Below are 26,901 nucleotides of genomic sequence, written 5' to 3'. Positions count from 1 at the left end.
GCCGTCAACGCCATGATTTATATGCGAAATATCACGATTACGACAGCGAAATCAGCGACTTACTTGGAGAATGTGGGATAAAGGTGCTGAACGTGGGCAACATTTTACCGAACGGTACCATCGATCTTTCAAGGACTGATAGGCATCTGTCCGTCGAAGAGTTTGATCGTAAGTATAGACATTTCGCAGTGGATGCGGGCGATTTGGTGATCGCGAGCAGCGGCATATCCTTCGACGAGGACGGCTTTCTGCGCACTAAGGTTGCATTTGTTCACGAACAACACCTTCCGCTGTGCATGAACACAAGCACGATACGCTTTAAGGCCAAGACCGATGTATCCGATCTGGCATTCCTGAGGCATTGGTTTCAGTCAGCATCCTTTCGGACGCAGATCAGTCGGCTAGTCACAGGTAGCGCCCAGTTGAACTTTGGGCCAAGCCACCTGAAGCAGATGACTATCCCCCTCCCCCCCTTGGAGGAGCAAAAGCGCATCGCGGCGATCCTTGATCAGGCGGACGCGCTGCGCCGTCTCCGCGCCCGCGCCCTCGACCGCCTCAACGCCCTCGGGCAGGCGATCTTTCAGGAGATGTTTGGGGATGACCAAGCGTCGGCTGAACGACAAAAACTCGGGGAGGTTTGCGTCAAGATTGGAAGCGGTGCCACGCCTCGCGGTGGTGACAGTGCATACAAGGAACAGGGGGTCCCCCTTATCCGAAGCATGAACGTGCGGGACGGCTTTTTTGACAGGAAGGGCTTAGCGTTCCTTGACGACGCACAGGCCGACGGCCTGAAGAATGTGATCGTGCAGGGGCGTGACGTTCTTCTGAACATCACCGGAGCATCCGTCGCGCGGGTCTGTATAGCTCCTCCTGAACTAAGTGGGGCGCGGGTAAATCAGCACGTGGCGATCATTCGCCCCAATAGGATCGTGGTGCCTGAGTTCTTGGAGGCTTTTCTCCTGTTGCCAAAATCAAAATCCGAGCTTCTTCGAATTGCAGAGGCTGGTGCAACACGCCAAGCGATCACCAAAGCCCAGATAGAAGACTTCGAAGTCCCAATTCTGCCGCTGGCAGAGCAGCAGAAGTTCTTGGACCGCCGAAACGAAGTGGCAAATCAGACCCTTGTTGCCGAGAGGCAGGCTATGGCTTTCGACCAGCTATTCGGATCGTTACAGCATCGAGCTTTCCGAGGTGAACTGTGACCGCCCCTATCCATAAGTTAACTCTGCCAGGTCCAATGCTGCGCCGAGGTTTCTGGCTCTATGTTTGGCGTGTAGACGCCGGAGATAACACGCTGCTCTACGTTGGGCGAACCGGCGACAACTCCAGCCCCCATGCAACCGCGCCATACACACGCATGGGTCAGCATCTGGGGTTCCAGACCACCCAAAACGCCCTGCGAAAACACCTGCTGAAACGCGACATCCGTCCCGAAGATTGCAACAGCTTCGATCTGATTGCACACGGGCCGATCTACGATCAGGTCGCGCATGACGGCGCTGACCGTGCCGCACTGATGTTAAAGCATACCCCGCTACGCAATCAGGTCGGTGCAATGGAAAAGCTGCTTTGCGACGGGCTGAAGGCTGTCGGCTACAACGTGATGAATACGGTCGCCTGCAGCTGGTCGCTGTCACCGGACGGTTTAGAAAAATGGGAGGCGGCCAAGGAAGCCTTCCGGAGCGAATTTCCTGAACTTCGGTAAAATTCGAAGCTGCGCATCGCAAGGCTTGTTCTGGTTTAGTCTTCGCGTAACATTTGGTCTGATTGCATCAAGGGTGTACATTAATGATCATTGATAACCAGTGGCGTCACGGCATCAAGGACTTCGCGCTCCCGCCCCTGCCCAGAGAGATGCGGACTTACGGGTGTGGTTTCTATCGAGTGACCTTTGACGCCGACGTTGGCGACGAGGTTGTCGTCTTCTTTAGGGAGGAACCGCCGCACGCCAAAGGTCTTGCGCACGTTCAGCCCATGACCCTGATTGCCCATAAGGGGATCGTCAGCACTCCGCACGGCATCGTTGCCTATGTCGTCTGGCAGATCGCTGCAGGGACGCCACAAGAAACCTATGTTGAGACTTTCCTGAACCCCTTCCAGTTCGGCACGCTGAAACTGGTCGCCGATGCGTCCAGTCAGACGCACTTGAAGTTCCTCGCCTACGATCTGGGATCGCATGAGGTCGTTTCGATGGTAGATTTCGAGAACGTCTTCGATCTTGACCAGCTACTGTTTCAGATGGCGATGAACTTGGGGAACGAAGAAGAGGGCGATTTCTCGCAAGCCGTACAGTTCATCATGTCAAACGCCTCGGTGATGGACCTCGTCACGCGGTCGATATGACCCAGTTCGCATTTCTGCGCGCCGAATTTAAAGACCTCGCCGATCCGGCCCAGCGGGCCGAGGCCTCCGCTTTGTCTGACCCGCGTGGCGCGTGCTTCTACGCAAGGCTCGCGCTCGAAGTCGGCCTCACATGGCTCTACCAACGTGAACCGCTGCTGAAACGGCCCTACGAGACGACCCTCGCCGCCCTGATCGCCGAACCCAGCCTGACGGCCCTCGCTGGCCCCGCCATCGTCACCAAAGCGCGGTTCGTCAAGGACACCGGCAACCGCGCCGTCCATGACATGAAGCCCGTAACCACCGCCTCAGCCTTGGCGGTGCTGAAGGAACTGCACCACATCTGCTACTGGATCGCCCGCACCTATGCCAAAGGGGCCAAGCCTGACGCGGGCATAGCCTTTGACCCCGCCAAGCTGCAAAAGACGCTGACGATCAGCGCTTCCACGGTCGACCAGATCAGGAAGCTGAAGGAAGACCACGACCTAGCCGTAAAAGCCGCCAAACAGGCCGAGGAGGCGCGCCGCGCCACCGAAGAGGGGCGCGCAGCGGTCGAGGCGGAACTGGCCGCCCTGCGCGCCGAAATCGCGGCCATCCGCAAGGCGAACCAAGCCGCCCCCGACACCCACGACTACAACGAAGCCGCCACCCGCGACGCCTTCATTGACCTCTTGCTGGCTGAGGCTGGCTGGCCCCTGACCGACGCCCGCGACCGCGAGTTCGAAGTGCACGGCATGCCGAACGCGGAAGGTAGGGGTTTCGTCGATTACGTCCTCTGGGGCGATGACGGCCTGCCCTTGGCGGTGGTCGAGGCCAAGCGCACCCGCAAGGACGCGCTGGTTGGCCAGCAGCAGGCGAAGCTTTACGCTGACTGTCTGGAAAAGGCCTTTGGCCGCCGCCCCGTGATCTTCTGCACCAACGGCTACGAGCATTGGCTCTGGGATGACGCGATGTACCCGCCGCGCCCCGTGTCCGGCTTCTACAAGAAGGACGAACTGCAGCTCCTCCACCAGCGCCGCGCCAGCCGCAAGCCTCTGGAAACGGTCGACGTCGACGAAGACATCGCAGGCCGCTTCTACCAAGCCCGCGCCATACGCCGCGTGGGCGAGGCGTTCGAGAAGGACCGCCAGCGCAAGGCGCTGCTGGTTATGGCCACCGGATCGGGCAAGACACGCACCGTCATTGCGCTGATAGACCAGCTGATGCGGGCGAACTGGTGCAAGCGCGTCCTCTTCCTCGCCGACCGCGTGGCATTGGTGAAACAGGCCCACGGCGCGTTCAAGAGGCACCTTCCCACGGCCCCAAGCGCCAACCTGCTGGAGAAGCACGATCCGAAGAAGAACGACCACAGCGCCGCGCGCGTGTGCCTGTCGACCTATCCTACCATGATGGGCCTGATCGACGAGGTGAAGGACGGCACCAAACGCTTCAGCGCGGGCCATTTCGACCTGATCGTGATCGACGAGGCGCACCGCTCGGTCTACCGCAAATACCGCGCGATATTCGACTACTTCGACAGCCTGCTCGTAGGTCTGACCGCCACTCCGCGGGACGAGATCGACCGCGACACATATTCGCTCTTCCAGCTTGAACGCGGCGTCCCGACCGATGCCTACGACCTCGACGACGCCGTGGCCGATGGCTACCTCGTCCCGCCGCGCGTGGTATCGGTGCCGCTGAAGTTCCAGCGCGAAGGGATCACCTATGACCAGCTGTCCGAGGAAGAGAAATCCGAGTGGGACGCACTGGAGTGGAACGAAGACGGCGAGGTTCCTGACCGCGTCGACGCCAATGACCTGAACAAGTGGCTATTCAACGAGGATACTGTCGACAAGGTCCTCGAATACCTGATGACCCACGGCATCAAGGTGGCTGGCGGAGACCGGCTTGGCAAGACGATCATCTTCGCCAAGAACAGCAAGCACGCCCAGTTCATCGTCGAGCGGTTCGACGCGAACTACCCGCATCACGCGGGCCAGTTCGCCCGCCTGATCGACTACAGCGTGGTCTATGCCCAAAGCCTGATCGACGACTTCTCGGAAGCCGAAAAGGCCCCGTACATCGCCGTTTCGGTCGACATGCTCGACACCGGCATCGACGTGCCGGAGGTGGTAAACCTCGTCTTCTTCAAGATCGTCCGCTCGAAGACCAAGTTCTGGCAAATGATCGGTCGCGGCACCCGCCTGCGCCCAGACCTTTTCGGCGTCGGGCAGGACAAGGAAAGCTTCCAGATTTTCGACTTCTGCCAGAACTTCGAATTTTTCAACCAGAACCCCGACCGCGTCGAACCCACGATAGGCCTGCCCATCGGCGCGAGGCTATTCAACACCCGCGTCGAGTTGATCGCCGAGCTGGCGGGCAAGGAAGACCATGCGGACCTGACCACCACCCTGCGTGACCGACTGTATGAAGAGGTGGCGGGCATGTCAGTCGAGAACTTCCTCGTCCGGCAGCAAAGGCGCACGGTTGAACGGTTCCAGAAGCGCGACGTGTGGGACAGCCTTGGCATCGAGGATCGTCTAGACCTGACGACCAAGGTCTCCGGCCTGCCCAGCGCCTTCCAAGACGACGACCTCGCTGCAAAGCAGTTCGACCTTCTCGTACTGGGCGCGATGCTCCGTCTGCTGCAGCAGGACGCCACCTTCATCCAGTATTCAAACAGGATCAGGCAAGTGGCATCGGACCTTGAGGCGCTGGCAAACGTGCCGCTGGTCAAGAACCACTTGCCGCTGATCCTTGAAGTGCAGACCGACGAGTTCTGGCAGGACACCTTAGCAGAGGACCTCGAACGCGTGCGCCGCTCGCTGCGCGATCTGGTCAAGCTGATCGAGCCGGTTGAGCGCAAGATCGTCTACACCGACTTCACCGACGAGATTGGGGCAGGCACAGAGGTCACCGTCGAAGCCATTGGCACCGGCATCGACAAAGCCCGCTTCACCACAAAGGTGCGCCGCTTCCTTGAAAAGCACAGAGACCACATCGCCTTGCAGAAGGTTCGGCGCGCCGAGCAACTCACCCCGATGGATCTGGCCGAACTGGAAAAGATGTTTGATGCCGAAGGCGTGCCCGTGTCCGATGGAGCTCAGGAGATCGCGCAAGCTGGCGGTCTCGGACTATTCTTGCGTTCATTGGTTGGTCTTGACCGGAAGGCCGCCAAGGAGGCCTTCAGTGCACTTACAGAAGGAAAGACACCAACAAGCGCACAGAAAGAATTTCTCGACTTGCTTATAAATCACCTCACCGAACAGGGTGTAGTAGATCCGGCTCGGTTCTACGAAAGCCCTTACACTGACCTTAGCGACCTTGGCATCTCAGGTATTTTTCCGGAGGCAGACATTCAACGGATCATCGCTACGGTAGATGATCTCCGCAGAAAGGCGGTTGCGTGAAAAGTGTACCGAAACCGATCAGAAGATGCAGACGGTAGCCCAAAACAGCCAGAAATCGATCCAAAGATCTGCGAATAGCCTTGCCTACGCGCGTTAATCACACTCTCGCGCTGACATGCAAGCAGGCGATCTCGCTACTTTGCCGAAAGGCGGGGTCATGCTCCAAGGGAAACGTTCTGCCTCAACTCGTGCAAGATATATGCAAGATCTGTCTCGCTTTATCTCACGAACGAAACAACAAACTCGGCCTAGGTTGTTGTTTTTATTGGTGCCCCCAGAGGGGCTCGAACCCCCGACCCCCTGATTACAAATCAGGTGCTCTACCAGCTGAGCTATAGAGGCACGTCCCGCGCGAAATAGCCCGTTTCCCGCAGCCGCGCAAGTCCGCGCCGCGGCTCAGGCCCGGTTTGCCCGCGCCAGAAGGGCCACGGCGCAAAGCCCCACAGCAATCACCACCAGCGCGGCGGGCGAGGCTTCGCCCAACCTCTCAAGGCTGGCAAGCTCATAGACCCGCGTCGACAATGTGTTGAAGTTGAACGGCCGCAACAGCAGCGTCGCCGGCAGTTCCTTCACGCAATCGACAAAGACCACCAGCATGGCCGTGGCCACCGATCCCCGCATCAGCGGCAGATAGACCGCCGTCAGCGTGCCGCCCGCATCCCGGCCAAGCGACCGCGCCGCCATCGGTAGGTTGGGCGAGATGCGCCCGAAGGCCGCGTCGACCGCCCCCTGCGCAATCCCGAAGAACCGCACCCCATAGGCCAGGATGATCGCCCCCGCCGTGCCCGTCATCAAGAGGCCCGGATCATGCCCCGTCAGCGCAAGCACGGCATCGGCCAGGCGGTTGTCCAGCGCGGCCAGCGGGATCAGCAGCCCCACCGCCAGCACCGCCCCCGGCGCGGCATAGCCCAGCGTCGTCAGGGGCAGCACCACCCGCGCGACACCCCGCCCCGCCATCCGCACGGCATAGACCAGAAACACCGCCGCCCCCACCGTCAGAAGCGCGGCCACCCCGCCCACCGTCAGCGTATTGCCCATCGCCGCGATCAGGCCCGGCGCCAGCCAGACCTCCGGATTGGCCAAGGCGTGATGCAGCATCACGCCCACCGGCAGGCCGAACCCCATCAGAAAGGGAAACAGGCACAGCCCCGTCGCGGCCCAGGCCCTTGCCCCCTGCAACTGCGCCCGCTCCACCGGGCGGGCCGACCGGCCCATCCGGTAGAACCGCGCATTGCGCCGCCCCACCCGTTCCAGCGCCACCAGAAGCAGGATCAGCATCAGGATCACCCCGGCGATCTGCGCCGCGCCCCCGGCATTGTTGCCGTTCAGCCAGGTGGAAAAGACCCCCGTCGTCAGGGTCTGCACCCCGAAATAGGTCACCGTCCCGAAATCGGCCACCGTCTCCATCAGCGCCAGCGCCACCCCCGTCGCGATGGCCGGCCGCGCCAGTGGCAGGCCCACCCGCAGGAACAGCCCCCAGGGCCCCGCCCCCAGCGCCCGCGCCACCTCATAGGCGCAGCCCGAACTTTCCCGAAAGGCCGCCCGCGCCAGCAGATAGACATAGGGATAAAGGACCGAAGCCAGCACCAGGATCGCCATCTCCTCGGATCGCACCTCGGGAAACCAGTAGTCCCGCGCGCTTTCCCAGCCCATCATCGCCCGCAGCATGCCCTGCACGGGCCCGGCATATTGCAGGAAATCCACAAGCGCATAGGCCCCCACATAGGCCGGAATGGCCAGCGGAAAGAGCAGCGCATAATCCAGCCAGCGCACCCCCGGAAAGCGGTACATCGCCACCAGCCAGGCCGTCACCGTGCCTGTCACCGCCGTCAGCAGCCCGACCCCGGCCATCAGATAGAGCGTGGTTCCGAAATAGCGGGGCAGCACCGTCGATGCCAGATGCGGCCAGATGTTCTCGGTCGGGTGAAAGGCGATCCAGACCACCGACAGCATCGGCGCAAGAACGACCGCCGCGATCAGCACCGCGCCCACTGTCCAGACATCCGGCCTGAACCGGGGCCAAGACTGCGAAACCCGACTGTCCTGCTTGGTCATCATGTGCGGCGCATAGCGGAAAGCGGTTTCCCTGTCCAGAAAGGGCGTATAGTCTGCCCCCAAAGACGACAGGAAGCAGTTCAGTCCCCATGCGTATCGTTTACCACCTCGGCGCCCATTGCACGGATGATGAGCGGCTGATCCGTTGTCTATGGAAAAACCGCGACATCCTCGGCGCGCAGGGCATCGTCGTGCCGCCGCCGACGCGCTATCGCTCGCTCCTGCGCGACACGGCGGTCACGCTCAAGGGCCGCGCCGCCAGCCGCGACACCCAGGCCGTCGTCCTTGACCAGATCATGGAGGAAGAGCGCGCAGATCGCCTGATCCTGTCCTGGGACAACTTCCTCAGCTATCCGCAATGGGTGATCCGCTCGCGCAGGCTCTATCCTGCCGCGGCCGAACGCATCCGCGCCTTCACCCAGATCTTCCCCGAGATCGAGGCCGAATTCCACATGGCGATCCGCAGCCCGGCCAGCTTCCTGCCCGCGCTGCATTCCCGCCTGAACGGCAAATCCTTCGAAGAGGCGATGGGCGGTGCCGATCCGATGGATATCAGCTGGTTCCGCCTGGTCGAGGAAGTGCGCACCCTGAACCCCGACGCCAATCTCACCATCTGGTGCGACGAGGATACGCCGCTGATCTGGCCGGAAGTGCTTCAAGCCGTCTCCGGCCATTCCCCCGGCACCCTGCTCGAGGATACGGATCAGCTTCTGGTGGAACTCATGTCGCCAGACGGGATCGAACGGATGCGGGCCTATCTCTCGGCCAATCCCCCCGCCAGCGTCACCCAGAGACGGCGCATCGTTTCGGCCTTCCTCGACAAGTTCGCCCTGACCGACCAGATCGACATGGAACTCGATCTTCCCGGCTGGGACGAAGACCTCGTCGACCGGCTCGAGGAAAACTATCGCAACGACATCGCACGCATCCGCGCCACGCCGGGCGTGACCTTCCTCGATCCCTGATCGGGCCGAAAAAGGCCGCGCGCCCGGCGCAAGGCCGGGCTCAGTTCATCCCGAGCGCGGCCTTGTACATCTCCAGCACCGCCTCTTCCTCGGCGATCTCGTCGGGCTTGCGCTTGCGCAGCGCCACGACCTTGCGCAGCACCTTGGTGTCATAGCCGCGCCCCTTGGCCTCGGCCATCAGCTCTTTCTGCTGCTCGGTCACATCCTTCTTTTCCGCCTCAAGCTGCTCATAGCGCTCGATGAACTGACGCAGTTCATCGGCGGTGACGTTATAGGCGTCGGTCGGGTCGCTCATCCTGCCCTCGTGAAATGAAAGATTGCCTCGCCCCTCCCTACCCCGGCTTTCGCCCCGGGTTCAAGCCGATGCTGACGGCACCACGACAGCATCGCCCGCCTTGCCCCTGTCCGCCTGCCAAGCTAGGACGATGGCCGGACGGGAAGAAGCGGGTGGCGGGAATGGATTATCTGATCTGGGGCGGCGCGGCGCTGTCGATGCTGGGCATCCTGGGCCTTGGCTGGTGCGTCGTGCTGGCCGTGCGGGCGCGCAAGTCCGGCCTGCCCGACGATCAGATGAAGGCGCGCCTGCAACAGGTGGTGGCCATCAACCTCGGCGCGCTGGCGATTTCCGCGCTGGGCCTCATGGCCGTGGTGATCGGGATCATCCTCGGCTAGGCGGCCCGCGCGGCATCTGCCGCCAGGGGCCGCCCCTCGGCGATCAGCCGGTCGAACAAGGGGGCCGGGCTGAACAGGTCCGGCGCCTCGGCGGCCCAGACCCGCAGATCGCGGCGCAACACGATCAGCCCCCGCCGGTCCGCCTGCAGCATCGGCCCGCCAGTCCAGCGCGCCATGATGCCCGCCCCGATGGCCACGGCATCGACAGTTGCACTGTCGCGCGCCGTGCCCGCCTCGATCAGCCGCGCCCCGGCATTGGCCAGCGCGCCCAGACAGCGCCGCGCCACCGCCTCTTCCGTGGCCCGCGGCTGGCCTGCCCGCCCCTCGCCCGCGATCCCCGCCAGCGCCAGCGCCTGCGCAATCACCGCCCGCGGCACGCCGCGCCCTTCCAGATGCGACACCGCCTCGGCCAAAGCCGTGGCCAGCACCACCGCCACCGGCCCGCCAGCGCCGACCGGCACCACCGACCAGCCCAGCCGCCGAACAAAGGCCACCGCATGCGCGGCACGCTGGGGGGCGATGGTTTCCCCCGTCAGCCCCATCTCGGCCAGCGTTCCGCCAGCCCCACCCGGCGGCGGCACCACCGACAGGCTCACCGCCCCCGGCAGCGCGGGCACGCCGAGGGCCAGCACGCTGCGCGGGGCCTTCAGCGCCAGATCCGGGCGCGTCGTCACGATCACCTCTCCCTCGCCCAGTCGCGCAGGGCCAACCAGCGGGATCAGCCGCGCCCAATCCGCATCCCGCGCTTCCGGCGCAAGACGCCCCGCCTGAACCGCCGCCTCCTGCCGCGCGGCGATCCGCTCCAGCGCGGCGATCAGATCCTCGCGCGCCGGATCCGCCAGAAGCACCGTCATCCCCGCCTCCAGCGCGGCCATCGCAACCAGCGTTGCATCGCCCCGCGCCCCCCATATCGCCAGACGCGACGGAACCGGCACAGTCAGGCCCGCCACCTGCCGCGGCAGGCGCATCGCCGCCCGCTCCACCCGCGCGGCATGGCGCAGGCCCTGCGATTCCGCGGTGGCGAGAAGATCCTCGATCACGGCCCCCTCAAAGGCCAGGCCCTGTTCAAAGGGCAGCAGCAGCGCCGCCTCGACGCAATCCACGATCCGCCCCGGCGCCGGCAGACGCGCGCCCCGCAGGCGCTGCCGTGCGGCATCCACCGCCCCGCGATAGGCCGTCACATCCCGCAGCCCGGACCGCAGATCGCAGACCCGCTGCCATACCGCGCCCCCGCTCAGACCCGGCCGACCTGCCGCCTCCGCGGCAATGGCCCGCGCCCCTGCCACGGGATCCTCTCCCGGCATCCTGTCGAACAGTCCGGCGGCAAGCCCCTCTGCCGCGCCGATCGCCCGCCCCGACAGCATCAGATCCAGCGCAAACCCAGCCCCCACAAGCCGCGGCAACCGCTGCGTCGCACCCGCCCCCGGCGCCAATCCCACCCGCACCGCTGGCAAGGCCCAAGTCACCCCTTCCGCAGCCAGCCGCAGATGCACCGCCAGCGAAAGCTGCGCCGCATCGCCACCTACCACCTTGTCAAGAAGCATGATCACCGGACAGCCAAGCATCTCGATCCGCTGGCAAAGCGGCCCCAGGGCCGGCACCGGCCCCTCTGGCCCGTCCTCCGCCGCTTCCGGCCCGGCCTCGGCTGCATCGCCCGCGCGCAGAAGCACGGCCCGGCACCCGGTCGTTTCCGCAAGATCCAGCGCCCCGGACAGCGCGCGGCACAGATCAGGACCGAAACCCCGCGACAGCGGGGCCTGCAGGACAATCTCCAGAACGGGGCCGATCCGCCCCAGGGTCAACCCTTGCCCCGCTCCGTCCGTCATGCCGCGCCGCGCTCCGCCACCGTTTGTCTCCATTAAGAGCTGCGCGCCGCGGCTTGGCAATGGCCCCGGTCCGATCAGACCGGCATGTTGTCAAATCCCGCCTCGATCTCGGCCTCTTCTGCCGCATGGCGCGCCTCGGCCTGCGCGGCATCCTCTGCGGGCTCGGCCCCCGGCATCACCTTCGAAAGCGCCTCCATCTCGGCCCGCAGCACCGCCAGGCCCATCGCCTGCCCCGCCGCCGCAGCCTCCACAGCCTCGCCCATCAGACCCGCAATATCCGTCAATCTGGTCATCGCCATGTCGGTCTCCTCCTTCTCAGGCCGCGCAGTCGCGGCAGAACGGGGTGAAGGGCAGCACATCCAGCCGCGCCGCGCCGATCTCGGCCCCGCATTTCACGCAATATCCGTATTCGCCCGCGGCGATCCGCTGCAGCGCCGCCTCGATCATGCGAATCTCCTGCTGCCCGCTCAGGCCCATGCCTTCCAGCACCTCATCGCCTTCGCGTTCGGTCGCCAGTTCCTCCCAATCGGCGGCATTGTGGGAATCAAGCTCGGCCTCGATCCCCGCAAGCCTGCCCTGCAGATCGGCCAGCCGGGCCTCCAGTTGTTCCCTGCGCATCGTGAGCGAAGTCATCGGCACCCTCCTGCTTTCCGGTTCGCCAATCCTAACAGGCCCGCATTTCCCGTCCTTGACCTCGATCAAGACTCACGCCGATTTCATACATTCAAGACTTGTGATATCTTCTCTCTGCCCCATATGATCGGCACCGGCGGCGCGATGCCGCCCCCACCACCCCCCGCAAGGGGCCCTGCAGGATGACCCACATGTTCGATATTGCCTGGCTCTGGGGCCTTCTCGGCGGCCTGATGATCGGCGGCGCCGGGGCGCTCTATCTTCTGGTCAATGGCCGCGTCATGGGCGCCTCGGGCATTGTCGGCGGTCTGGTCGATGGCAGCGGGCGCGACAGCTGGGCCGAACGCGCCTCCTTCCTTGCCGGGCTGATCGCCCTGCCCGGCCTTGCCGTCCTGCTTTCGGGCGGATCGGACACGCATCTCACCGGCAACTGGGCGCTGGTGATCCTGGGCGGCCTGCTGGTCGGGCTTGGCACCCGGCTCGCCAATGGCTGCACCTCGGGGCATGGGGTCTGCGGGATCTCGCGCCTGTCGCTGCGCGGGATCGTGGCCACGGTCTTCTACATTCTCGCCGGGGGCATCGTCATGGTGCTGGCCCGTCACGTGCTGGGATGGATCTGATGATGAAACGCAACCTTGCCGCCGCCCTTTCGGGCGCAATCTTCGGCCTCGGCCTGCTGATCTCCGGCATGACCGACACGACCAGGGTCCAGGGCTGGCTGGATGTCTTCGGCGATTGGGATCCGACGCTGGCCTTCGTCATGGGGGGCGCGCTCATCCCCATGGCCATTGCCTGGCGCATCGCGGCACGACAGCGCACCGCGCTTCTGGGCCGCACCATCCCCCTTTCGCCCGGCGGCCGGACCGTCGATTCCCCGCTTGTCATCGGTTCCACCCTCTTTGGCGCGGGCTGGGGGCTTTCGGGCCTCTGCCCCGGCCCGGCGCTGGCCTCTCTCGGCTGGGGCGGAACTGGCGGTCTGGTCTTCCTTATCGCCATGCTGGCGGGTATGGTCGCCGCACCCGCCGCCCGCGCGCGGCTTGAACGGATGGCCCCGGCGACCTGATCCCCGCCCCGGCCGCGCGACTGGAGTATGCAATGGAAATCCGCGCCCTGACCCCAAGCTATGCCGTATCTCCCCAGATCGACCCTGCCGATCTTCCGGCCATCAAGGCGGCGGGCTACAGCCTGATCATCGACAACCGCCCGGATGGAGAGATCCCGCCCGACCTGCATACCGATGTCATCCGCGCCGCGGCCGAGGCGCTGGGTCTGGCCTTCGTCGCCAATCCGGTGATCGGCGGGGCGCTGACGATGGACAATGTCGCCACCCAGCGCGCCGCGATCGAGGCCGCCACCGGCCCGGTCTTCGCCTATTGCGCCAGCGGCAACCGGTCATCGGTCGTCTGGGCGCTGGCCCATGCGGGCCAGATGCCCATTGATGACCTGATCGCGATCCCGGCCCGCTTCGGCTATCAACTGGAACATCTGCGCCCCACGCTCCAGGGCCTGTCCCAGCAGGGCTGAGCCCGCCAGCATCGCCATGGGGGCGGGCGCGGCCAGACAGGCCGCCCGCCACCCTACATCCGTCCCGCCGAAAGCACCGCCACCGCGGTCTGCTGCGGGCGCTCTTCCGCCTCGCCTGCCAGGCGAACCGCCCGCGCCGTGCCCTGCCGGCCAAGCCGCCCAGCCCCCACCCGGCGCCCGTCCAGCCCTTCCAGCCCGATCTGCCCGATATCGGCCAGGGGCAGCGCCACCTCCTGCCCGACCCGCAGCGCCATCACCGCCCCCAAGGGCATCGACAGCCGCATCAGCACCGCGTCCAGCCGCACTTCCGCCCCTGCCACGCGCTCGGCCAGGGCTTCGGCAAAGCGGGTATCGACGGGCGGCCGCACCTCCGCCATGCCGCCACCCAGCCCGTCAGGCACCGCCAGGATCAGCCGCCCCTTGCGGGCCCCGCCGGCCAGATCCACCTCGCCCAGCAGAACGCGAAACTCCACATCCTCCAGCATCAGCGACAGCGCCCGCCCGCCATCAACCGTTGCCGCAAAGCGGAACCCGCGCGCCCATTCCGTCAGATCGGCCTCGGCTGCGGCAGCCTCGAACCCGGCCAGCGCCCGGTCCAGCACAGGTGCCAGCAACGCCGCATCCGTCCGTGTCGGCCGTCGCCCGGCCCGGTCCAGCGCCGTCACCGTTCCGGTTGTCAGCGCCTCCACCATGCCCGCCATCAGCCCGGCATCGACAACCAGCACCCCCGTCGCTTCGCCCGCACCTTCATCCAGCGCGGCGATCAGCGCGGGTTCCGGCAGCAATTCGCCAAGTTCGCCCAGGGTCCGCCGTTGCAATCGGCAATCCCCAAGCGACAGCGCAATCCCCAACTCCTCCTGTGCGGCCCGGGCAAGCGCCAGCGCCCAGACCCGCTCCACCGCCGCGGTGGAGTCCCCCGCCATCGCGGCAGTGGAACGCTTCAACTGAATCAACGACATCCGGCCATCCTGCATTCTGCACAAGGCAGTCTCACGCAAGAGAACGAAGAAATCCTTAAGCCGCCTTCTGCTCCAGTCGCAGCGGCAGCATCACGCGAAAGGCTGCCCCGCCCTGACCCGGAAGATAGGTGATCGTGCCGCCCAGATTGGCCATCACCTCGCGGCAGATCGCAAGACCAAGCCCGGCGCCCCCCGCCCGCGTCTGATCCGTCAGCCGCGCGAATTTCTCGAAGATGATGGCCTGGCTCTGCTTGGGAATCCCCGATCCGTTATCGGCGAAATCCACCGATACCCGCCCCGATTTCTGCCGCACGGTGATCTTCAGCTCCGGCGCCGCCGCATCGCAATATTTCCGCGCATTCGAGATCAGGTTGATGAAGACCTGCACCAGCCGGTCCGCATCCGTCCGCACGAACAGGTTCTCTGACGGCAGGTCGCGGTGGATGACGAACACCCGCTCCGGCCGCGTATGGCTGGCCGAGGCCAGCGCCCGGTCGATCAGTTGCTGGATATTGGCCAGCCCCAGATTCAGCTGAACCGATCCGTTCTCCAGCACGCTCAGATCCAGCAGGTCATCCAGCAGCCGCGTCAGGCGGATCGCCTCTTCATGGATGATGCGCCCGTAATTCGCCACCATCTCGGGCGGCAGATCGCCCTCGGTCAGGATTTCGGAAAAGGCCCGGATGGATGTCATGGGGGTGCGCAATTCATGGCTGATCTGGCTCAGGAAGGCATCCTTCTGCACCGAAAGCTGGGTCAGCTTTTCATTCGCCTCGCGCAACTGCCGCGCGGTGCGGGTCAGTTCCTCGCGCTGGGTTTCCAGCTGGGCGGAATATTCCATGATCTGCGCGGTCTCATTGGCCACCGCCATCAGGTCTTCCACCGATACCGTCGCCCGCCCGACGATCTGGCTGATCATCGCATGCGCCGTCGCCGCCCCCACCGATCCGGCCAGCCGCCGCTCCAGCCCGGCCACGAAATCGGGCGTCGCGTCCGGCAGATAGCCGTCCTTCCCCTGTGTCCGCGCCTCGGTTGCAAACAGCGCCAGCGCCGCCTCGTTGCCAAGGATCCGCTGCGTCATCACCAACAGCGCCTCGGGCTCTGCCCGCCCCCGCGCCCATCCCTGCGGCCCGCCGCCTTCGGCATCGAAGACATTCACGAAGGCCACGCCCTGCATCCGCTCCACCGGGCCGGGAAAGGTGAACAGCGACACGATGCAGAAAGCCGCCGTATTCAGCGCCAGCGACCAGACCAGCGAATGCAGCAGCGGATCCGCCCCCGCCACCCCGAACAAGGCCTGCGGCCGCAGCCAGCCGATCCCGCCCGGCCCCTGTTCGAAGACCGCCACACTCAGCGCCGCACCCGGCCCGAAGGACGGCAGATAAAGCGTATAGATCCAGACGGCAAAGCCCGTCACCAGCCCCGCCGCCGCCCCGGTCTTGGTGGCCCCCCGCCAGTAAAGCCCCCCCACCAGAACCGGCAGCACCTGCGCCACGCCCACAAAGGCGATCAGCCCGATCGCCGCCAGCGCCGCCGATCCCCCGGACAGGCGATAGTAAAGATAGCCCAGCGTCAGCACCGCCACGATGGCCAGCCGCCGCGACAGGATCACGATCCGCCGGACATCCCCCGACATCGCCGCCTTCGGCCGGAGCTTCAGCCAGATCGGCATCACCACATGGTTCGAAACCATCGTGGCCAGCGCGATGCTTTCCACGATCACCATGGAGGTGGCGCTGGAAAACCCGCCCAGAAAGGCCAGCATCGCCAGCGCGCCCTGCCCCTCGGCCAGGGGCAGCGTCAGCATGAACATGTCCGGATTGGCCCCCTCGGGCATCCGCTCCAGCCCGATCACCGCAATCGGCACGATGAACAGGCTCATCAGCAGCAGGTACAGCGGAAAGGCCCAGCTCGCCCGCGCCATATGGCGCTCTTCGCCATCCTCGACGATCATCACCTGGAACATCCGCGGCAGGCAGATCACCGCCGCGCCCGACACGAACAGAAGCCCGGCCCACCGCCCCGGCTGCAATTCCCAATCCGCAATGGGCGAGGCCTCGATCCGCTGGAACAGCTCCACAGGCCCGCCGGCCAACCCCCAGACGACAAACACCCCCACCGCCAGCAGCGCCACCAGCTTCACCACCGCCTCCACCGCGATGGCCAGCACCACGCCATGGTGCTGCTCCTTGGCATCCAGATTGCGCGTCCCGAACAGGATGGTGAACAGCGCCAGCCCCCCCGCCACCCAGATCGCGGTGGAATCCCGGTCCGGCAGGGCCCAGCCTTCCGGCGTTCCGCTGGCAAAGACACCAAAGGACAGCGTCACCGATTGCAACTGCAGCGCGATATAGGGCGTCGCCGCCACCACGGCCAGCAGCGTCACCACCACGCCCAGAAAGTTCGATTTTCCAAAACGCGACGAAATCAGATCCGCGATCGACGTCACGCGCTGCTGCCGCCCGATCGCCACCAGCTTGCGCAGAAGCAGCCACCAGCCCACGAAAACCAGCGTCGGCCCCAGGTAGATGGTCACGAATTCCAGCCCCGACCGCGCCGCATAGCCGACCGCGCCATAGAAGGTCCAGGCCGTGCAATAGATCGACAGCGACAGCGTGTAGATCATGGGCGATCGCAGCCAGCCGATCCGCCCCATCGCCGCGCGCCGCTCGGCCAGGAAGGCCACCGAGAACAGCACCGCGACATAGGCAAGGCAGGACAGGACAAGCAGGTTGAAGGGCATGGCCTAGCGTTCCTCGCCCTCGTCCCCGCTGGTTTCCTCGGCCAGTCCCGGGGCCAGCAGCGCCGCCACCACCACCAGCCCGAACCAGACCGCGAACAGGTAAAGCCCGTCGCGCGCCGTATCCGTGGCCTCCGTCTCGGCCGGGGCCCAGAGGATCGGCAGCAACAGCAGGAACAGCCCAAAGACCGGCAGCATCCGCGCCCCGTCGCGCAGGCGCCGCTTGCGATAACTGCCCCGTTTCAGAAAGAGGGGGGATCGCGCCCGCTTCATCGCCCCACCAGCGCCCGGACAGAGGCCAGCATCTCGGCATTCGAAAAGGGCTTGGTCATGAAATGGCTCACCCCGGCGCGTTCCGCCGCCTCGCGGTCGCGGCCCTGGCCCTTGGCCGTCAGCATCATCACGGGCGTCGTCTCCGTCGCCGGATCCGACCGGATCGCCTGCAGGATCTCCAGCCCCGAACAGCCGGGCAGCATCAGATCGAGGATCACCAGATCGGGCCGCTCCTTGCGCACCGCCTCGGCCGCGCCGCTGCCATCGCCAAAGGTCGATACGGTCAACCCGTCCCGGCTCAGGATGAACCGGATCGCCTCGGCAATATGGGGCTCGTCCTCGATCAAAAGGACATGGCTCGTCATTGCAGCCTTCCCTCCCACGGGCGCCAGACATGCGCCTGGTCCCCTCCGGTTCCCCACCGGTCTGCTGCCGGCATCCTGCCCCGACGATGCCCCGATTCCCGGCACCCTGTCAAAAGCCCATTCGCAGCGCCGGGTCAGACCGCCTCGCCCATGATCGCAGGCTCCCGCCGGGCCGGGCAATCCCGCCGCGGGCAGATCCGGCAACTCGTGCCCACCTGCAACGCTTCTCCACCCGTCGCCGCCCCCGCCACCGGGCGGATCAGCATCGCCGCCTCCCGCAACTCCACCCCGGCCAGCCCACCCGGATGCTGCAGGTCGCACCAGGCCAGCGCCGCGAACCGCCGCGCCCCACGCCCCGCCGTCGCCAGATCGGCCGCAACCGGGCTCATCGGCCGCCCCAGCGCCGCAAACAGCGGCCAGAGCGGACAGGCCGCCCCGAATCGCGGTAGGGCAAAGCCCTCCGCCGGCTTGCGAAAGACCAGCGTGCCCGAGGCATCGCAGATCACCAGCCCGAAGCCCGCCCCCGGCAGCAGCGCCAGCCGCCGCATCACCCCCGTCACGGGCAGCCCCCGCGCCCGCGCCAGCCGCAGCGGATCGGGCCCCGCGGGCCCGGCCGCCGCCATCTCCGCCTCCAGCACCGCCATGGGCAGGCGCGCGGCCTCCTCCGCCGCACGGCGCAGCCAGTCGCGCGCCAGTTGCCGCGCCGCCCCCGAAACCAGGCCCCCGATCTCGCCCGACAGGGCGGCCAGTCCCGCCCCCCCGTCCTCCAGTTCCGGCAGATGCCAGTCGCGCGCCGCCAGCCAGCCCTCGAATTCCTCCTGGGGCGATGCGATGCCCTGCACCCCCGCCTGTTCCGACCCGTCCAGATAGGCCACCAGCGCCTCCGAAACCGCGGCCAGCCGCTCGCTGTCGGAAAACAGGTTGCGCAGGAACCGCCCCTGCCAGTCCGGGTCGATCTCGCCCGGCTCTGCCAGGATCTCCGCCGTGCTGCGCACCGACGACACCGCCGAAAGCATCTCATGCAACGAGGCCGACAGATGCGGGTCATGCGTCATGCGGTCGTTCAGCGCCTCCACCGCGCGCTCCAGCCCCGCCACCCGCCGCTCCAGCGCGACCAGCGTCCCCGCCCATCCCGGAAAGCGCCCCGCGAATTCCTCGATCCGGTCCAGTTCCGCCCCGGTCCCCTCGCCCGCCGCGGCGGCGGCCAGACGCAGGTCTTCCAGCAGCGTGCTACCCTCGCCCTCGCGCAGCACCTCGACCGGCACACCCAGCACCCCGGCCAGCGCCGCCAGCACCTCCTCCGTCACCCGCCGCCGGTTATGCTCGATCAGATTGAGGTATGAGGCCGACACCCCCGCCGCCTCGGCCACCACCCCCTGCCGGAGGCCCAGCGCAAGACGCCGCTCCCGCAACCGCGTTCCCGTCAGCGCCGATAGCGGCATGGCCCCTCCCATTGGCAAGGCCCACAGATTTACAACGCCCGGAAAACTTTACAACCGCCCCTTCATCTTGGCCCAAATACCCAAATCCGCCATCTCCCCCAGCGCCCGGCATGAAAAAGGCGCGCGCAGGTCTCCCCGCGCGCGCCCCGTCCTTCCGTCCGGCGATGCTTACTGCAGCGCCTTGTCCGTGATCGCCGAAGTAAAGGCCCCCGCATCCGGCGCCTTGGTGATGGCCGGGTTCTCCGGGCTCACCGCCGCCAGCAGCGCCTCGACCGTCGCGTTGAAATCGGCCGGATCCAGCGCCCCGTTCGACCCTGCGGTCAGCTTGGCCACCTCACCCATCATGTAGGTCTGATGCTCAAGCGTCTGCAGACCGGTCTGATCCGCATCCACCACGATCTGTGCCGCCTCGGCGGGGTTCGCCTCGGCATATTTCCAGCCCTTCATCGAGGCGCGGACAAACCGCACCATCTTGTCCTCGAAGGCCGGGTCCTTCAGGCTTTCTTCCAGCGCATAAAGCCCGTCCTCCATCACCTTCACGCCCTGCTCGCCATAAGAGAAGAACGTCAGCTGATCCGGCGTCAGCCCGGCATCCAGCACCTGACCATATTCGTTATAGGTCATCACGCTGATGCAGGCCGCCTGCCCGTTCAGCAGGGCCTCCACGTCGAAGGCCTGCTTCAGCACGGTCACGCCGCCCTCGCTGCCATCGGTGGCAAGGCCCAGCTTCGCCATCCAGGCATAGAACGGATATTCGTTCCCGAAGAACCACACGCCCAGCGTCTTGCCGGGGAAGTCGGCGGTCGACTCGACCCCCTGATCCTTGCGGCAGACAAAGGACAGACCCTGATTCTTGAACGGCTGCGCGATGTTGACCAGCGGCACCCCCCGCTCCCGCGCGGCAAGCGCTGCGGGCATCCAGGTCGTGATGACATCCGCGCCACCGCCCGCGATCACCTGCTCCGGCGCGATATCCGGCCCGCCCGGCAGGATCGTGACGTCAAGGTTCTCCTCGTCATAGAACCCCTTCGCCTCGGCCACGTAATAGCCCGCGAACTGCGCCTGCGTCACCCATTTCAACTGCAGCTTCACGCTGTCCTGCGCCGAAGCGGCCCCCGCCGCCATCAGCGCCATCATCGCGCCCGCCATCAAACCCTTCATCATGTCTCCGACCTCCATGTCGCCAGTTGGATGTGTTTCTTCATTATCCCCGCACTCTCTGGGAGGGGTGCCAGAACGTGACCCGTCTCTCGATCATGGCCACGAAACCGTAGAACAGCGTGCCCGCAAGGGCTGCCACGAAAATCTGCGCCCAGACCATGGGCAGTGCAAGCGATCCGACAGCGGTCGAGATGCGGAACCCCATCCCCCGCGTCGGAGAGCCGAAGAATTCCGCAACGATGGCCCCGATGACCGCCAGGGTTGTGGCAATCTTCAACCCGTTGAAGATGAAGGGCGCAGCACTCGGCAGCCGCAGCTTGAAGAGCGTCGTCCAGTATCCGGCGGCATAGGTGCGCATCAGGTCGCGATGCATCCGGTCGGCGGCCGTCAGCCCCGCCACCGCATTCACCAGTACGGGGAAGAAGACCATAGCAAAGACCACCGCCGCCTTCGACTGCCAGCCAAAGCCGAACCAGGTCACCATGATCGGCGCCACGCCCACGATGGGCAGCGCCGCCACGAAATTCCCCACCGGCAACAGCCCCCGCGTCAGCACGGGCGACCGGTCCACCAGCACCGCCACCACCAGCGCCGCGCCGCAGCCCATCGCATAGCCCGAAAAGGCCCCCTTCACGATGGTCTGCACGAAATCGCCCCAAAGCGTGCCAAGATTCGCGCCGATCGCCGCCACCACCACACTCGGCGCGGGCAGGATCACCTCCGGCACGGCAAAGGCCCGCACCGCCCCCTCCCACAGCACCAGCACCGCCAGCCCGAACAGCACCGGCGGCACCATCCCCGCCAACCGCCCCCGCGCCCGCCGCGCAATCCAGACATTCGCGCCCCAGGCCGCGATCCAGAAGACGATGGCCAACCACAGCCCGCTCATGGCCGCACCCCCATCGCCCGATCCGCCGCCCGCTGGATGGCACCGACCCCAAGGATCAGCATCCCCGCGACCAAAGCGGCAGCAAAGAGCGATGCCCACATCAGCAGGGGCTGCCCGAACTGGCTCGCCACCAGCATCCGTGCGCCCAGCCCTTCCACCGCCCCGGTCGGCAACTCGCCCACGATGGCCCCCACCAGGGCCGCCGCAATGGCGACCTTCAGGCTGGCAAAGAAATAGGGCATCGACGACGGCAGCCGCAGGTATTTGAAACTCTGCCACCCGCTCGCATTCCAGGTCGCCAACTGGTCCACCTGCATCGCATCGGGGCTGCGCAACCCCTTCACCATGCCCACCAGCACCGGAAAGAAGCTGAGATAAGCCGAAATGATCGTCTTCGACACCAGCCGGTTCTCCAGCCCCAGCGCCTCACCCAGCGAAAGCGTATTCGACAGCACCACGATCATCGGCGCCAAGGCCACGATGGGAATGGTCTGGCTGATCACCGCCCAGGGCATGACGGTCGCCTCCATCACCCGGAAATAGACGATCCCCACGGCGAGCGAGACACCCAGCACGATCCCCAGCGCGAAGCCCGCCAGCGTCGCCTCCATCGTCACCCAGCCATGATAGACGAGGCTCCGCTTGCTGGTCACCGCCTGCCCTGCGATCCCGTCCCACAGCGCCGCTGCCACCTGATGCGGCGCAGGCAGCATCGGCCGCTCCTGCACCATGGTGGCCTGCACCAATTCGCCAAACCCGACCGTCCGCCCCGTGCGCCCGGCCTGATCGTAGACCCAGGCGGCATTCATCCAGACCGTGCAGAGATACCAGATCACAAGGATGATCCCCAGCACGATCAGAACGGGTATCGCCTTCCCCTTCATCCCCGCGCTCCCTGCGGCCAGGCGATCATCGCCACGGCCACGATCCCCAGCACCACGCCCGCCGCCTGCAATCCCGTCAGCCGCTCGCCGAACCACAAGACCCCGATCAGTGCGAGCGCCACCAGTTGCACCACCGAAGAAATCGAAACCGCCAGCGCCAGCCCGCTCTCCCGCATCAGCCGCACCATCATCAGGTTGCCCACCAGAAAACAGCCCAAAGCCAGCGCCAGCGTCGGCCATGCCCCCGACCCCGCATAGGCCCGCAGCACGGAATTCGCCGCGATGAAGGCCGCCATCGCGCCCGAAAGCCACAGCATCAGCCCCGCGCTCATGCCCGCCCCCCGGCTTCATCTTGGCCCAAATACCCAATTGCACCGCGGCCCACCCGCGCGCCGCCCGCGCAGCGCAGACTCCCTCCCCCGGCACGGGGGAGGGTCGGGGAGGGGGTGCCCCCGGCTGACAGGGGATCATACCTCATCGCCATGCCCCGCCCGCAACCCGTCCCGCACCCGATGCGCGATCTCGATGAACGCAGCCGAGTCGCGGATGTCGAGCGGCCGCTCCTTCGGCAAAGGCGAGTCGATCACATCCGTGATCCGCCCCGGACGGGGCGACATCACCACGATCTTCGTCGAAAGATACACGGCCTCGGGGATCGAATGGGTGACAAAGCCGATGGTCTTCCCCGTCGCCGCCCAAAGCTTCAGCAACTCCTCGTTCAGCCTGTCCCGCACGATTTCGTCCAGCGCGCCAAAGGGCTCGTCCATCAAGAGGATATCGGCATCAAAGGCCAGCGCCCGGGCAATCGAGGCCCGCTGCTGCATCCCCCCCGAAAGCTGCCAGGGGAACTTCTTCCCGAACCCCTTCAACTCCACCAGATCCAGCACCCGCTCGATCCGCTCCGCCTGCTCGGCCTTGGAAAACCCCATGATCTCCAGCGGCAGCGCAATGTTCCCCGCAATCGTCCGCCAGGGATAAAGCCCCGCCGCCTGAAAGACATAGCCATAGGCGCGCCGCCGCCGTGCCTCGTCCGGGGTCATGCCATTCACCGTCAGGCTTCCGCCCGTCGGATGCTCCAGCGCCGCCACGCAGCGCAGGAAGGTGGTCTTGCCACAGCCCGACGGCCCGATGAAACTGACGAACTCCCCCCGCTCCACCGACAGGTTCACATCCCGCAGGGCATGCACGGGCCCGTCCCCCGTCTCGAAGGTCAGGTTCAACCCCTTGGCCTCGATCACCGGCGCGTCTGCGTTCAACGTATCCTTCATTCCCACCCGTTCCCGGCGCGTCCGCGCGCACCGTCATCAAACCGTCGCAGCCTGCGGGCATCCTGCCCGCATCCCCCGAAGAAAGGCCCCATCCCGATGCCCGGCACGCTCGCCTTCGCCCCCATGCCCGAGGATCTGGAAGACAACCTCTTCGCCATCCCCGTCCTCACCTTCGCCCCGCAACCGGACCCCTCGCCCGCCGAAGAAGACGGCTGACGCAGGCCCCCGCGCCATGCCATGCTCCGCCCAGACCATGAATGGAGCGTTCCACGATGACCAGTGCCCCCCGTCCCGCCTGCCACAAACTCCGCCCCTCGGCCGACCACAGCTATGACGGCAAGCAGGGGTTCAGCTATTTCGAAGGCATCGCCCGCGAAACCACCGGCGCGCAGGCCATCTGCATGCACCTGCTGACGATCCCGCCGGGGGGCCGCGCCAGGGCGCACAAGCACGCCACCCACGAAACCGCCATCTTCATGCTCGACGGGATCGCCTCGATGTTCTGGGGCGACGCTCTCGAACACCGCATGGAACTGGCGGCCGGCGATCTTCTCTACATCCCCGCCGACATGCCCCACCTGCCCTTCAACCCCGGCAGCACCCCCGCACGCGCCGTCATCGCACGGACCGACCCGCACGAACAGGAAAGCGTGGTTCTGCTGCCGGAACTGGAGCATCTGGTCCCTTAGACCCCCATCCCTCACACACCCGTCGCCGGAATGCCCGTCCGCACCACCGGGCGCGGCGCGGTCAGGTCCTTCCACTGGCTCAGCGCCCGGTTCACCGCAGGCCGCGCCTCGCGACCCACGAATTTCCCGTGGCCCTCCTGCGTCTGCACCGCCCCGTCATTCACGGCAACCTGCCCCCGCGTCAGCACGAAACGCGGCAGACCCTTCACCTTGTGGCCCTCGAACACGTTGTAATCGATCGCCGACTGCTGGGTGCTGGCGGAAATCACCTTCTCCTTTTCCGGGTCCAGCACGACAAGGTCCGCATCCGCCCCCACCAGCACCGCGCCCTTCTTCGGGTACAGGTTCAGGATCTTCGCGATATTGGTGGAGGTCACCGCCACGAATTCGTTCGGCGTCAACCGCCCCGTCCCCACCCCATGCGTCCAGAGCATCGGCAGACGATCCTCCAACCCGCCCGTCCCGTTCGGGATCTTGGCGAAATTCCCGACGCCAAACCGCTTCTGCTCGGTCGTGAAGGCGCAATGATCCGTCGCGACACAGGACAGCGACCCCGACATCAGCCCCGCCCAAAGGCTCGCCTGATGCTCCTTGTTGCGGAAGGGCGGGCTCATCACGCGCCGCGCGGCATGGTCCCAATCGGGATGGAAATACTCGCTCTCATCCAGCGTCAGGTGCTGGATCAGCGGCTCGCCCCAGACCCGCTTGCCCGCCTGCCGCGCCCGCCGGATCGCCTCATGCGCATCCTCGCAGGACACGTGGACGACATAGAGCGGCACCCCCGCCATGTCGGCAATCATGATCGCGCGGTTCGTCGCCTCCCCCTCCACCTGCGGGGGCCGGGAATAGGCATGCCCCTCCGGCCCGGTATTCCCCTCGGCCAGCAGCTTCGCCGTCAGCTCCGCCACCACATCGCCATTCTCGGCATGGACCATGGCCAGCCCGCCCAGATCACCCACCCGGCGGAAGGACGAGAACAGCTCGTCATCATTCACCATCAGCGCGCCCTTATAGGCCATGAAATGCTTGAAGGAGGTGATCCCCGCCTTCACGCTGTCTGCCATGCCCTCCCAGACCTTCTCGCCCCACCATGTCACGGCCATGTGGTAGGAATAGTCGCAATTCGCGCGACCCGACTTGTTGTGCCACATCTGCGCGGCATCCATCAGCCCCTGCCCCTGCCCCGGCAGCACGAAATCCACGACCATCGTCGTCCCGCCCGACAGCGCGGCGCGCGTCCCGCTCTCGAAATCATCCGCCGAATAGGTGCCCATGAAGGGCATCTCCAGATGCGTATGCGGGTCGATCCCCCCCGGCATCACATAGCAGCCCGTCGCATCCAGCACCGTCCCACCCGTCAGGTTCGCGCCGATCTCGGTGATCTTCCCCCCCTCGATCCGCACATCCGCCTTGTAGGACAGGTCCGCCGTCACAACAGTGCCGTTCTTGATGATGGTGGCGCTCATCCGCTTCTCTCCCTCTCGAAACCCTCAGGCTTCATCTGTTCCCAAATATCCTGCGGGGGTCCGGGGGTGCAAAACCCCCGGGGGTTCCATCAGGAAACCACCTCCGCCACCTCAAGCGCCGCATGCAGCAGAACATCCGTCCCCGCCGCCGCCCATTCCGGGCTGATCGCCTCCGCCTCGTTATGGCTCAGCCCGTCCACGCAGGGACACATCACCATCACCGTCGGCGCCACGCGGTTGATCCAGCAGGCGTCATGCCCCGCGCCGGAAACGATATCCATATGCGAATACCCCAACCGCTCGGCCGCGCCCCGCACCACGCCCACCAGACCGGGATCGAAGGTCACGGGATCGAAATGCCCCACATCCTCGATCTCGCAGCCCAGACCCAGCTCCTTCGCCACAGCCTGCGCCGCGCGGATCACCTCCGCCTTCATCGCATCCAGCTTCCCCTGCTCAGGGCTGCGGATATCCACCGTGAAGACCACCTTCCCCGGAATCACGTTGCGGCTGTTCGGGAAAACCTTCACCTGCCCCACCGCGCCCACGGCGTTCGGCTGATGGCTCATCGCGATCTGATGCACGCGCTCGGTGATCCGCGCCATGCCCAGCCCCGCATTGACCCGCATATGCATGGGCGTGGACCCGGTATGCGCATCCTTCCCCGTCAGCGTGATCTCCAGCCACCACAGCCCCTGCCCGTGGGTCACGACGCCGATCGTCTTCCCCTCGGCCTCCAATATCGGCCCCTGCTCGATATGCAGCTCCAGCATCGCATGCATCTTCCGCGCGCCGACCTTCTCATCCCCTACCCAGCCGATGCGCGCCAGTTCCTCGCCAAAGACCTTGCCCTCAAGGTCCCGCCGCCCCTTCGCATATTCCTCGGTATGGATCCCCGCGAACACGCCCGAGGCCAGCATCGCAGGCGCGAACCGCGCCCCCTCCTCATTCGTCCAGTTCGTCACCACGATGGGGCGGCGCGTCTTGACCCCCAGATCGTTCATCGTCCGCACCACCTCCAGCGCGCCCAGCACACCGAGGACACCGTCATATTTCCCGCCCGTCGGCTGCGTATCCAGATGCGATCCCATGTAAACCGGCAGGGCCTCCGGGTCCGTCCCCGCCCGCGTCGCGAACATGTTGCCCATGGTATCCACGCCCATGGTCATCCCCGCCGCCTCGCACCAGCGCTGGAACAGATGCCGCCCCTCGCTGTCGGCATCCGTCAGGGTCTGCCGGTTGCAGCCGCCTGCCACGCCCGGCCCGATCAACGCCATCTCTTCAAGGCTGTCCCACAGCCGCGCGGAATTGATCCTGAGGTTCTCCCCGGGTGCTGGCATCGGCTGGCTCTCCCTGTGGTG

The 26,901-nt window shown here is 65.8% G+C and carries 26 protein-coding genes, 1 tRNA gene and 1 pseudogene; 10 read left to right on the top strand and 18 right to left on the bottom strand.

Annotated elements, in window-relative coordinates:
- The 4 genes from G5V65_RS18190 to G5V65_RS18175 all read left to right on the top strand — a co-directional run.
- On the top strand, window positions 1–1,202 hold a 1,202-nt coding region (locus G5V65_RS18190; protein ID WP_165052977.1), incomplete at its 5' end, for a restriction endonuclease subunit S.
- 155 nt (window positions 1,203–1,357) lie between these two features.
- A complete protein-coding gene (locus G5V65_RS18185; protein WP_206526868.1) occupies window positions 1,358–1,705 on the top strand; it encodes a hypothetical protein in 348 nt (115 codons plus the stop codon).
- 83 nt (window positions 1,706–1,788) lie between these two features.
- Complete coding sequence (locus G5V65_RS18180) at window positions 1,789–2,343, top strand: hypothetical protein (protein WP_165052973.1); 555 nt, start codon at window positions 1,789–1,791, stop codon at window positions 2,341–2,343.
- The gene (locus G5V65_RS18175; protein ID WP_165052971.1) at window positions 2,340–5,729 is read left to right on the top strand and encodes a DEAD/DEAH box helicase family protein; all 3,390 of its coding nucleotides are present in this window, start codon (window positions 2,340–2,342) and stop codon (window positions 5,727–5,729) included. The genes G5V65_RS18180 and G5V65_RS18175 overlap by 4 nt, the downstream gene beginning before the upstream one ends.
- A gap of 266 nt (window positions 5,730–5,995) precedes the next feature.
- On the opposite strand, the gene G5V65_RS18170 is transcribed toward G5V65_RS18175, so the two are convergent.
- A tRNA-Thr gene (locus tag G5V65_RS18170) sits at window positions 5,996–6,071 on the bottom strand.
- 54 nt (window positions 6,072–6,125) lie between these two features.
- On the bottom strand, window positions 6,126–7,784 hold the full coding sequence (locus G5V65_RS18165) for an ABC transporter permease (RefSeq protein ID WP_165052989.1): 1,659 nt from the start codon (window positions 7,782–7,784) through the stop codon (window positions 6,126–6,128).
- Between the two features lie 89 nt (window positions 7,785–7,873).
- Between G5V65_RS18165 and G5V65_RS18160 the strand changes: the two genes are divergently transcribed.
- A complete protein-coding gene (locus G5V65_RS18160; protein ID WP_165052969.1) occupies window positions 7,874–8,749 on the top strand; it encodes a hypothetical protein in 876 nt (291 codons plus the stop codon).
- Between the two features lie 40 nt (window positions 8,750–8,789).
- Here the strand turns inward: G5V65_RS18160 and G5V65_RS18155 are convergent, their stop codons facing one another.
- The gene (locus tag G5V65_RS18155; protein WP_165052967.1) at window positions 8,790–9,044 is read right to left on the bottom strand and encodes a DUF2312 domain-containing protein; all 255 of its coding nucleotides are present in this window, start codon (window positions 9,042–9,044) and stop codon (window positions 8,790–8,792) included.
- Between the two features lie 161 nt (window positions 9,045–9,205).
- Between G5V65_RS18155 and G5V65_RS18150 the strand changes: the two genes are divergently transcribed.
- Window positions 9,206–9,421, top strand: a complete 216-nt coding sequence (locus tag G5V65_RS18150; protein ID WP_165052965.1) for a hypothetical protein — start codon at window positions 9,206–9,208, stop codon at window positions 9,419–9,421.
- Here the strand turns inward: G5V65_RS18150 and G5V65_RS18145 are convergent.
- From G5V65_RS18145 to G5V65_RS18135, 3 genes are all read right to left on the bottom strand, one after another.
- Complete coding sequence (locus tag G5V65_RS18145; RefSeq protein WP_165052963.1) at window positions 9,418–11,247, bottom strand: enoyl-CoA hydratase-related protein; 1,830 nt, start codon at window positions 11,245–11,247, stop codon at window positions 9,418–9,420. The genes G5V65_RS18150 and G5V65_RS18145 overlap by 4 nt on opposite strands.
- 74 nt (window positions 11,248–11,321) lie before the next feature.
- On the bottom strand, window positions 11,322–11,546 hold the full coding sequence (locus G5V65_RS18140) for a hypothetical protein (RefSeq protein WP_165052961.1): 225 nt from the start codon (window positions 11,544–11,546) through the stop codon (window positions 11,322–11,324).
- A 16-nt stretch (window positions 11,547–11,562) separates the two neighbouring features.
- The gene (locus tag G5V65_RS18135; protein ID WP_165052958.1) at window positions 11,563–11,880 is read right to left on the bottom strand and encodes a TraR/DksA family transcriptional regulator; all 318 of its coding nucleotides are present in this window, start codon (window positions 11,878–11,880) and stop codon (window positions 11,563–11,565) included.
- Window positions 11,881–12,023: 143 nt separating this feature from the next.
- Between G5V65_RS18135 and G5V65_RS18130 the strand changes: the two are divergent.
- The 3 genes and pseudogenes from G5V65_RS18130 to G5V65_RS18120 form a co-directional block, all read left to right on the top strand.
- A pseudogene (locus G5V65_RS18130) lies at window positions 12,024–12,500 on the top strand (YeeE/YedE family protein); the annotation flags it as partial.
- Between the two features lie 2 nt (window positions 12,501–12,502).
- Window positions 12,503–12,943, top strand: a complete 441-nt coding sequence (locus G5V65_RS18125; RefSeq protein WP_165052986.1) for a DUF6691 family protein — start codon at window positions 12,503–12,505, stop codon at window positions 12,941–12,943.
- A 32-nt stretch (window positions 12,944–12,975) separates the two neighbouring features.
- On the top strand, window positions 12,976–13,404 hold the full coding sequence (locus G5V65_RS18120) for a TIGR01244 family sulfur transferase (protein ID WP_165052953.1): 429 nt from the start codon (window positions 12,976–12,978) through the stop codon (window positions 13,402–13,404).
- A 53-nt stretch (window positions 13,405–13,457) separates the two neighbouring features.
- On the opposite strand, the gene G5V65_RS18115 is transcribed toward G5V65_RS18120, so the two are convergent.
- From G5V65_RS18115 to G5V65_RS18070, 10 genes are all read right to left on the bottom strand, one after another.
- Complete coding sequence (locus tag G5V65_RS18115; protein WP_165052950.1) at window positions 13,458–14,363, bottom strand: FliM/FliN family flagellar motor switch protein; 906 nt, start codon at window positions 14,361–14,363, stop codon at window positions 13,458–13,460.
- A gap of 55 nt (window positions 14,364–14,418) precedes the next feature.
- Window positions 14,419–17,106, bottom strand: coding sequence for an ATP-binding protein (locus G5V65_RS18110; RefSeq protein ID WP_165052947.1), 2,688 nt, complete (start codon window positions 17,104–17,106; stop codon window positions 14,419–14,421).
- A 3-nt stretch (window positions 17,107–17,109) separates the two neighbouring features.
- Complete coding sequence (locus tag G5V65_RS18105) at window positions 17,110–17,376, bottom strand: hypothetical protein (RefSeq protein WP_165052944.1); 267 nt, start codon at window positions 17,374–17,376, stop codon at window positions 17,110–17,112.
- Window positions 17,373–17,741 (bottom strand): response regulator transcription factor, encoded by a 369-nt coding sequence (locus G5V65_RS18100; RefSeq protein ID WP_165052941.1) that lies wholly within the window; start codon window positions 17,739–17,741, stop codon window positions 17,373–17,375. Before G5V65_RS18100 ends, G5V65_RS18105 begins: the two co-directional genes overlap by 4 nt.
- Window positions 17,742–17,875: 134 nt before the next feature.
- On the bottom strand, window positions 17,876–19,183 hold the full coding sequence (locus G5V65_RS18095; protein ID WP_165052938.1) for an XRE family transcriptional regulator: 1,308 nt from the start codon (window positions 19,181–19,183) through the stop codon (window positions 17,876–17,878).
- A 168-nt stretch (window positions 19,184–19,351) separates the two neighbouring features.
- Window positions 19,352–20,344, bottom strand: coding sequence for an ABC transporter substrate-binding protein (locus tag G5V65_RS18090; RefSeq protein WP_165052983.1), 993 nt, complete (start codon window positions 20,342–20,344; stop codon window positions 19,352–19,354).
- A gap of 43 nt (window positions 20,345–20,387) precedes the next feature.
- A complete protein-coding gene (locus G5V65_RS18085; protein ID WP_165052935.1) occupies window positions 20,388–21,233 on the bottom strand; it encodes an ABC transporter permease in 846 nt (281 codons plus the stop codon).
- Complete coding sequence (locus G5V65_RS18080; RefSeq protein WP_165052933.1) at window positions 21,230–22,117, bottom strand: ABC transporter permease; 888 nt, start codon at window positions 22,115–22,117, stop codon at window positions 21,230–21,232. Before G5V65_RS18080 ends, G5V65_RS18085 begins: the two co-directional genes overlap by 4 nt.
- Window positions 22,114–22,449 carry a hypothetical protein gene (locus G5V65_RS18075; protein ID WP_165052931.1) on the bottom strand — a complete coding sequence of 112 codons (336 nt, stop codon included), beginning with the start codon at window positions 22,447–22,449 and terminating at the stop codon, window positions 22,114–22,116. Before G5V65_RS18075 ends, G5V65_RS18080 begins: the two co-directional genes overlap by 4 nt.
- Before the next feature lie 135 nt (window positions 22,450–22,584).
- The gene (locus G5V65_RS18070) at window positions 22,585–23,385 is read right to left on the bottom strand and encodes an ABC transporter ATP-binding protein (RefSeq protein WP_165052928.1); all 801 of its coding nucleotides are present in this window, start codon (window positions 23,383–23,385) and stop codon (window positions 22,585–22,587) included.
- Between the two features lie 272 nt (window positions 23,386–23,657).
- Here G5V65_RS18070 and G5V65_RS18065 point away from each other — a divergent pair, with 272 nt between their 5' ends.
- Window positions 23,658–24,074, top strand: coding sequence for a cupin domain-containing protein (locus tag G5V65_RS18065; protein WP_165052926.1), 417 nt, complete (start codon window positions 23,658–23,660; stop codon window positions 24,072–24,074).
- Window positions 24,075–24,085: 11 nt separating this feature from the next.
- On the opposite strand, the gene hydA is transcribed toward G5V65_RS18065, so the two are convergent.
- The gene (gene hydA / locus G5V65_RS18060; RefSeq protein WP_165052924.1) at window positions 24,086–25,540 is read right to left on the bottom strand and encodes a dihydropyrimidinase; all 1,455 of its coding nucleotides are present in this window, start codon (window positions 25,538–25,540) and stop codon (window positions 24,086–24,088) included.
- A gap of 89 nt (window positions 25,541–25,629) precedes the next feature.
- Complete coding sequence (locus tag G5V65_RS18055) at window positions 25,630–26,880, bottom strand: Zn-dependent hydrolase (RefSeq protein WP_165052921.1); 1,251 nt, start codon at window positions 26,878–26,880, stop codon at window positions 25,630–25,632.
- Window positions 26,881–26,901 lie beyond the last annotated feature (21 nt).

Source organism: Paragemmobacter kunshanensis (assembly GCF_011059185.1).
In the GTDB taxonomy this organism is placed as follows: Bacteria; Pseudomonadota; Alphaproteobacteria; order Rhodobacterales; family Rhodobacteraceae; genus Paragemmobacter; species Paragemmobacter kunshanensis.
Note: the sequence above shows the minus strand (reverse complement) of the source record. Positions and strands in the feature narration are given on the sequence as shown.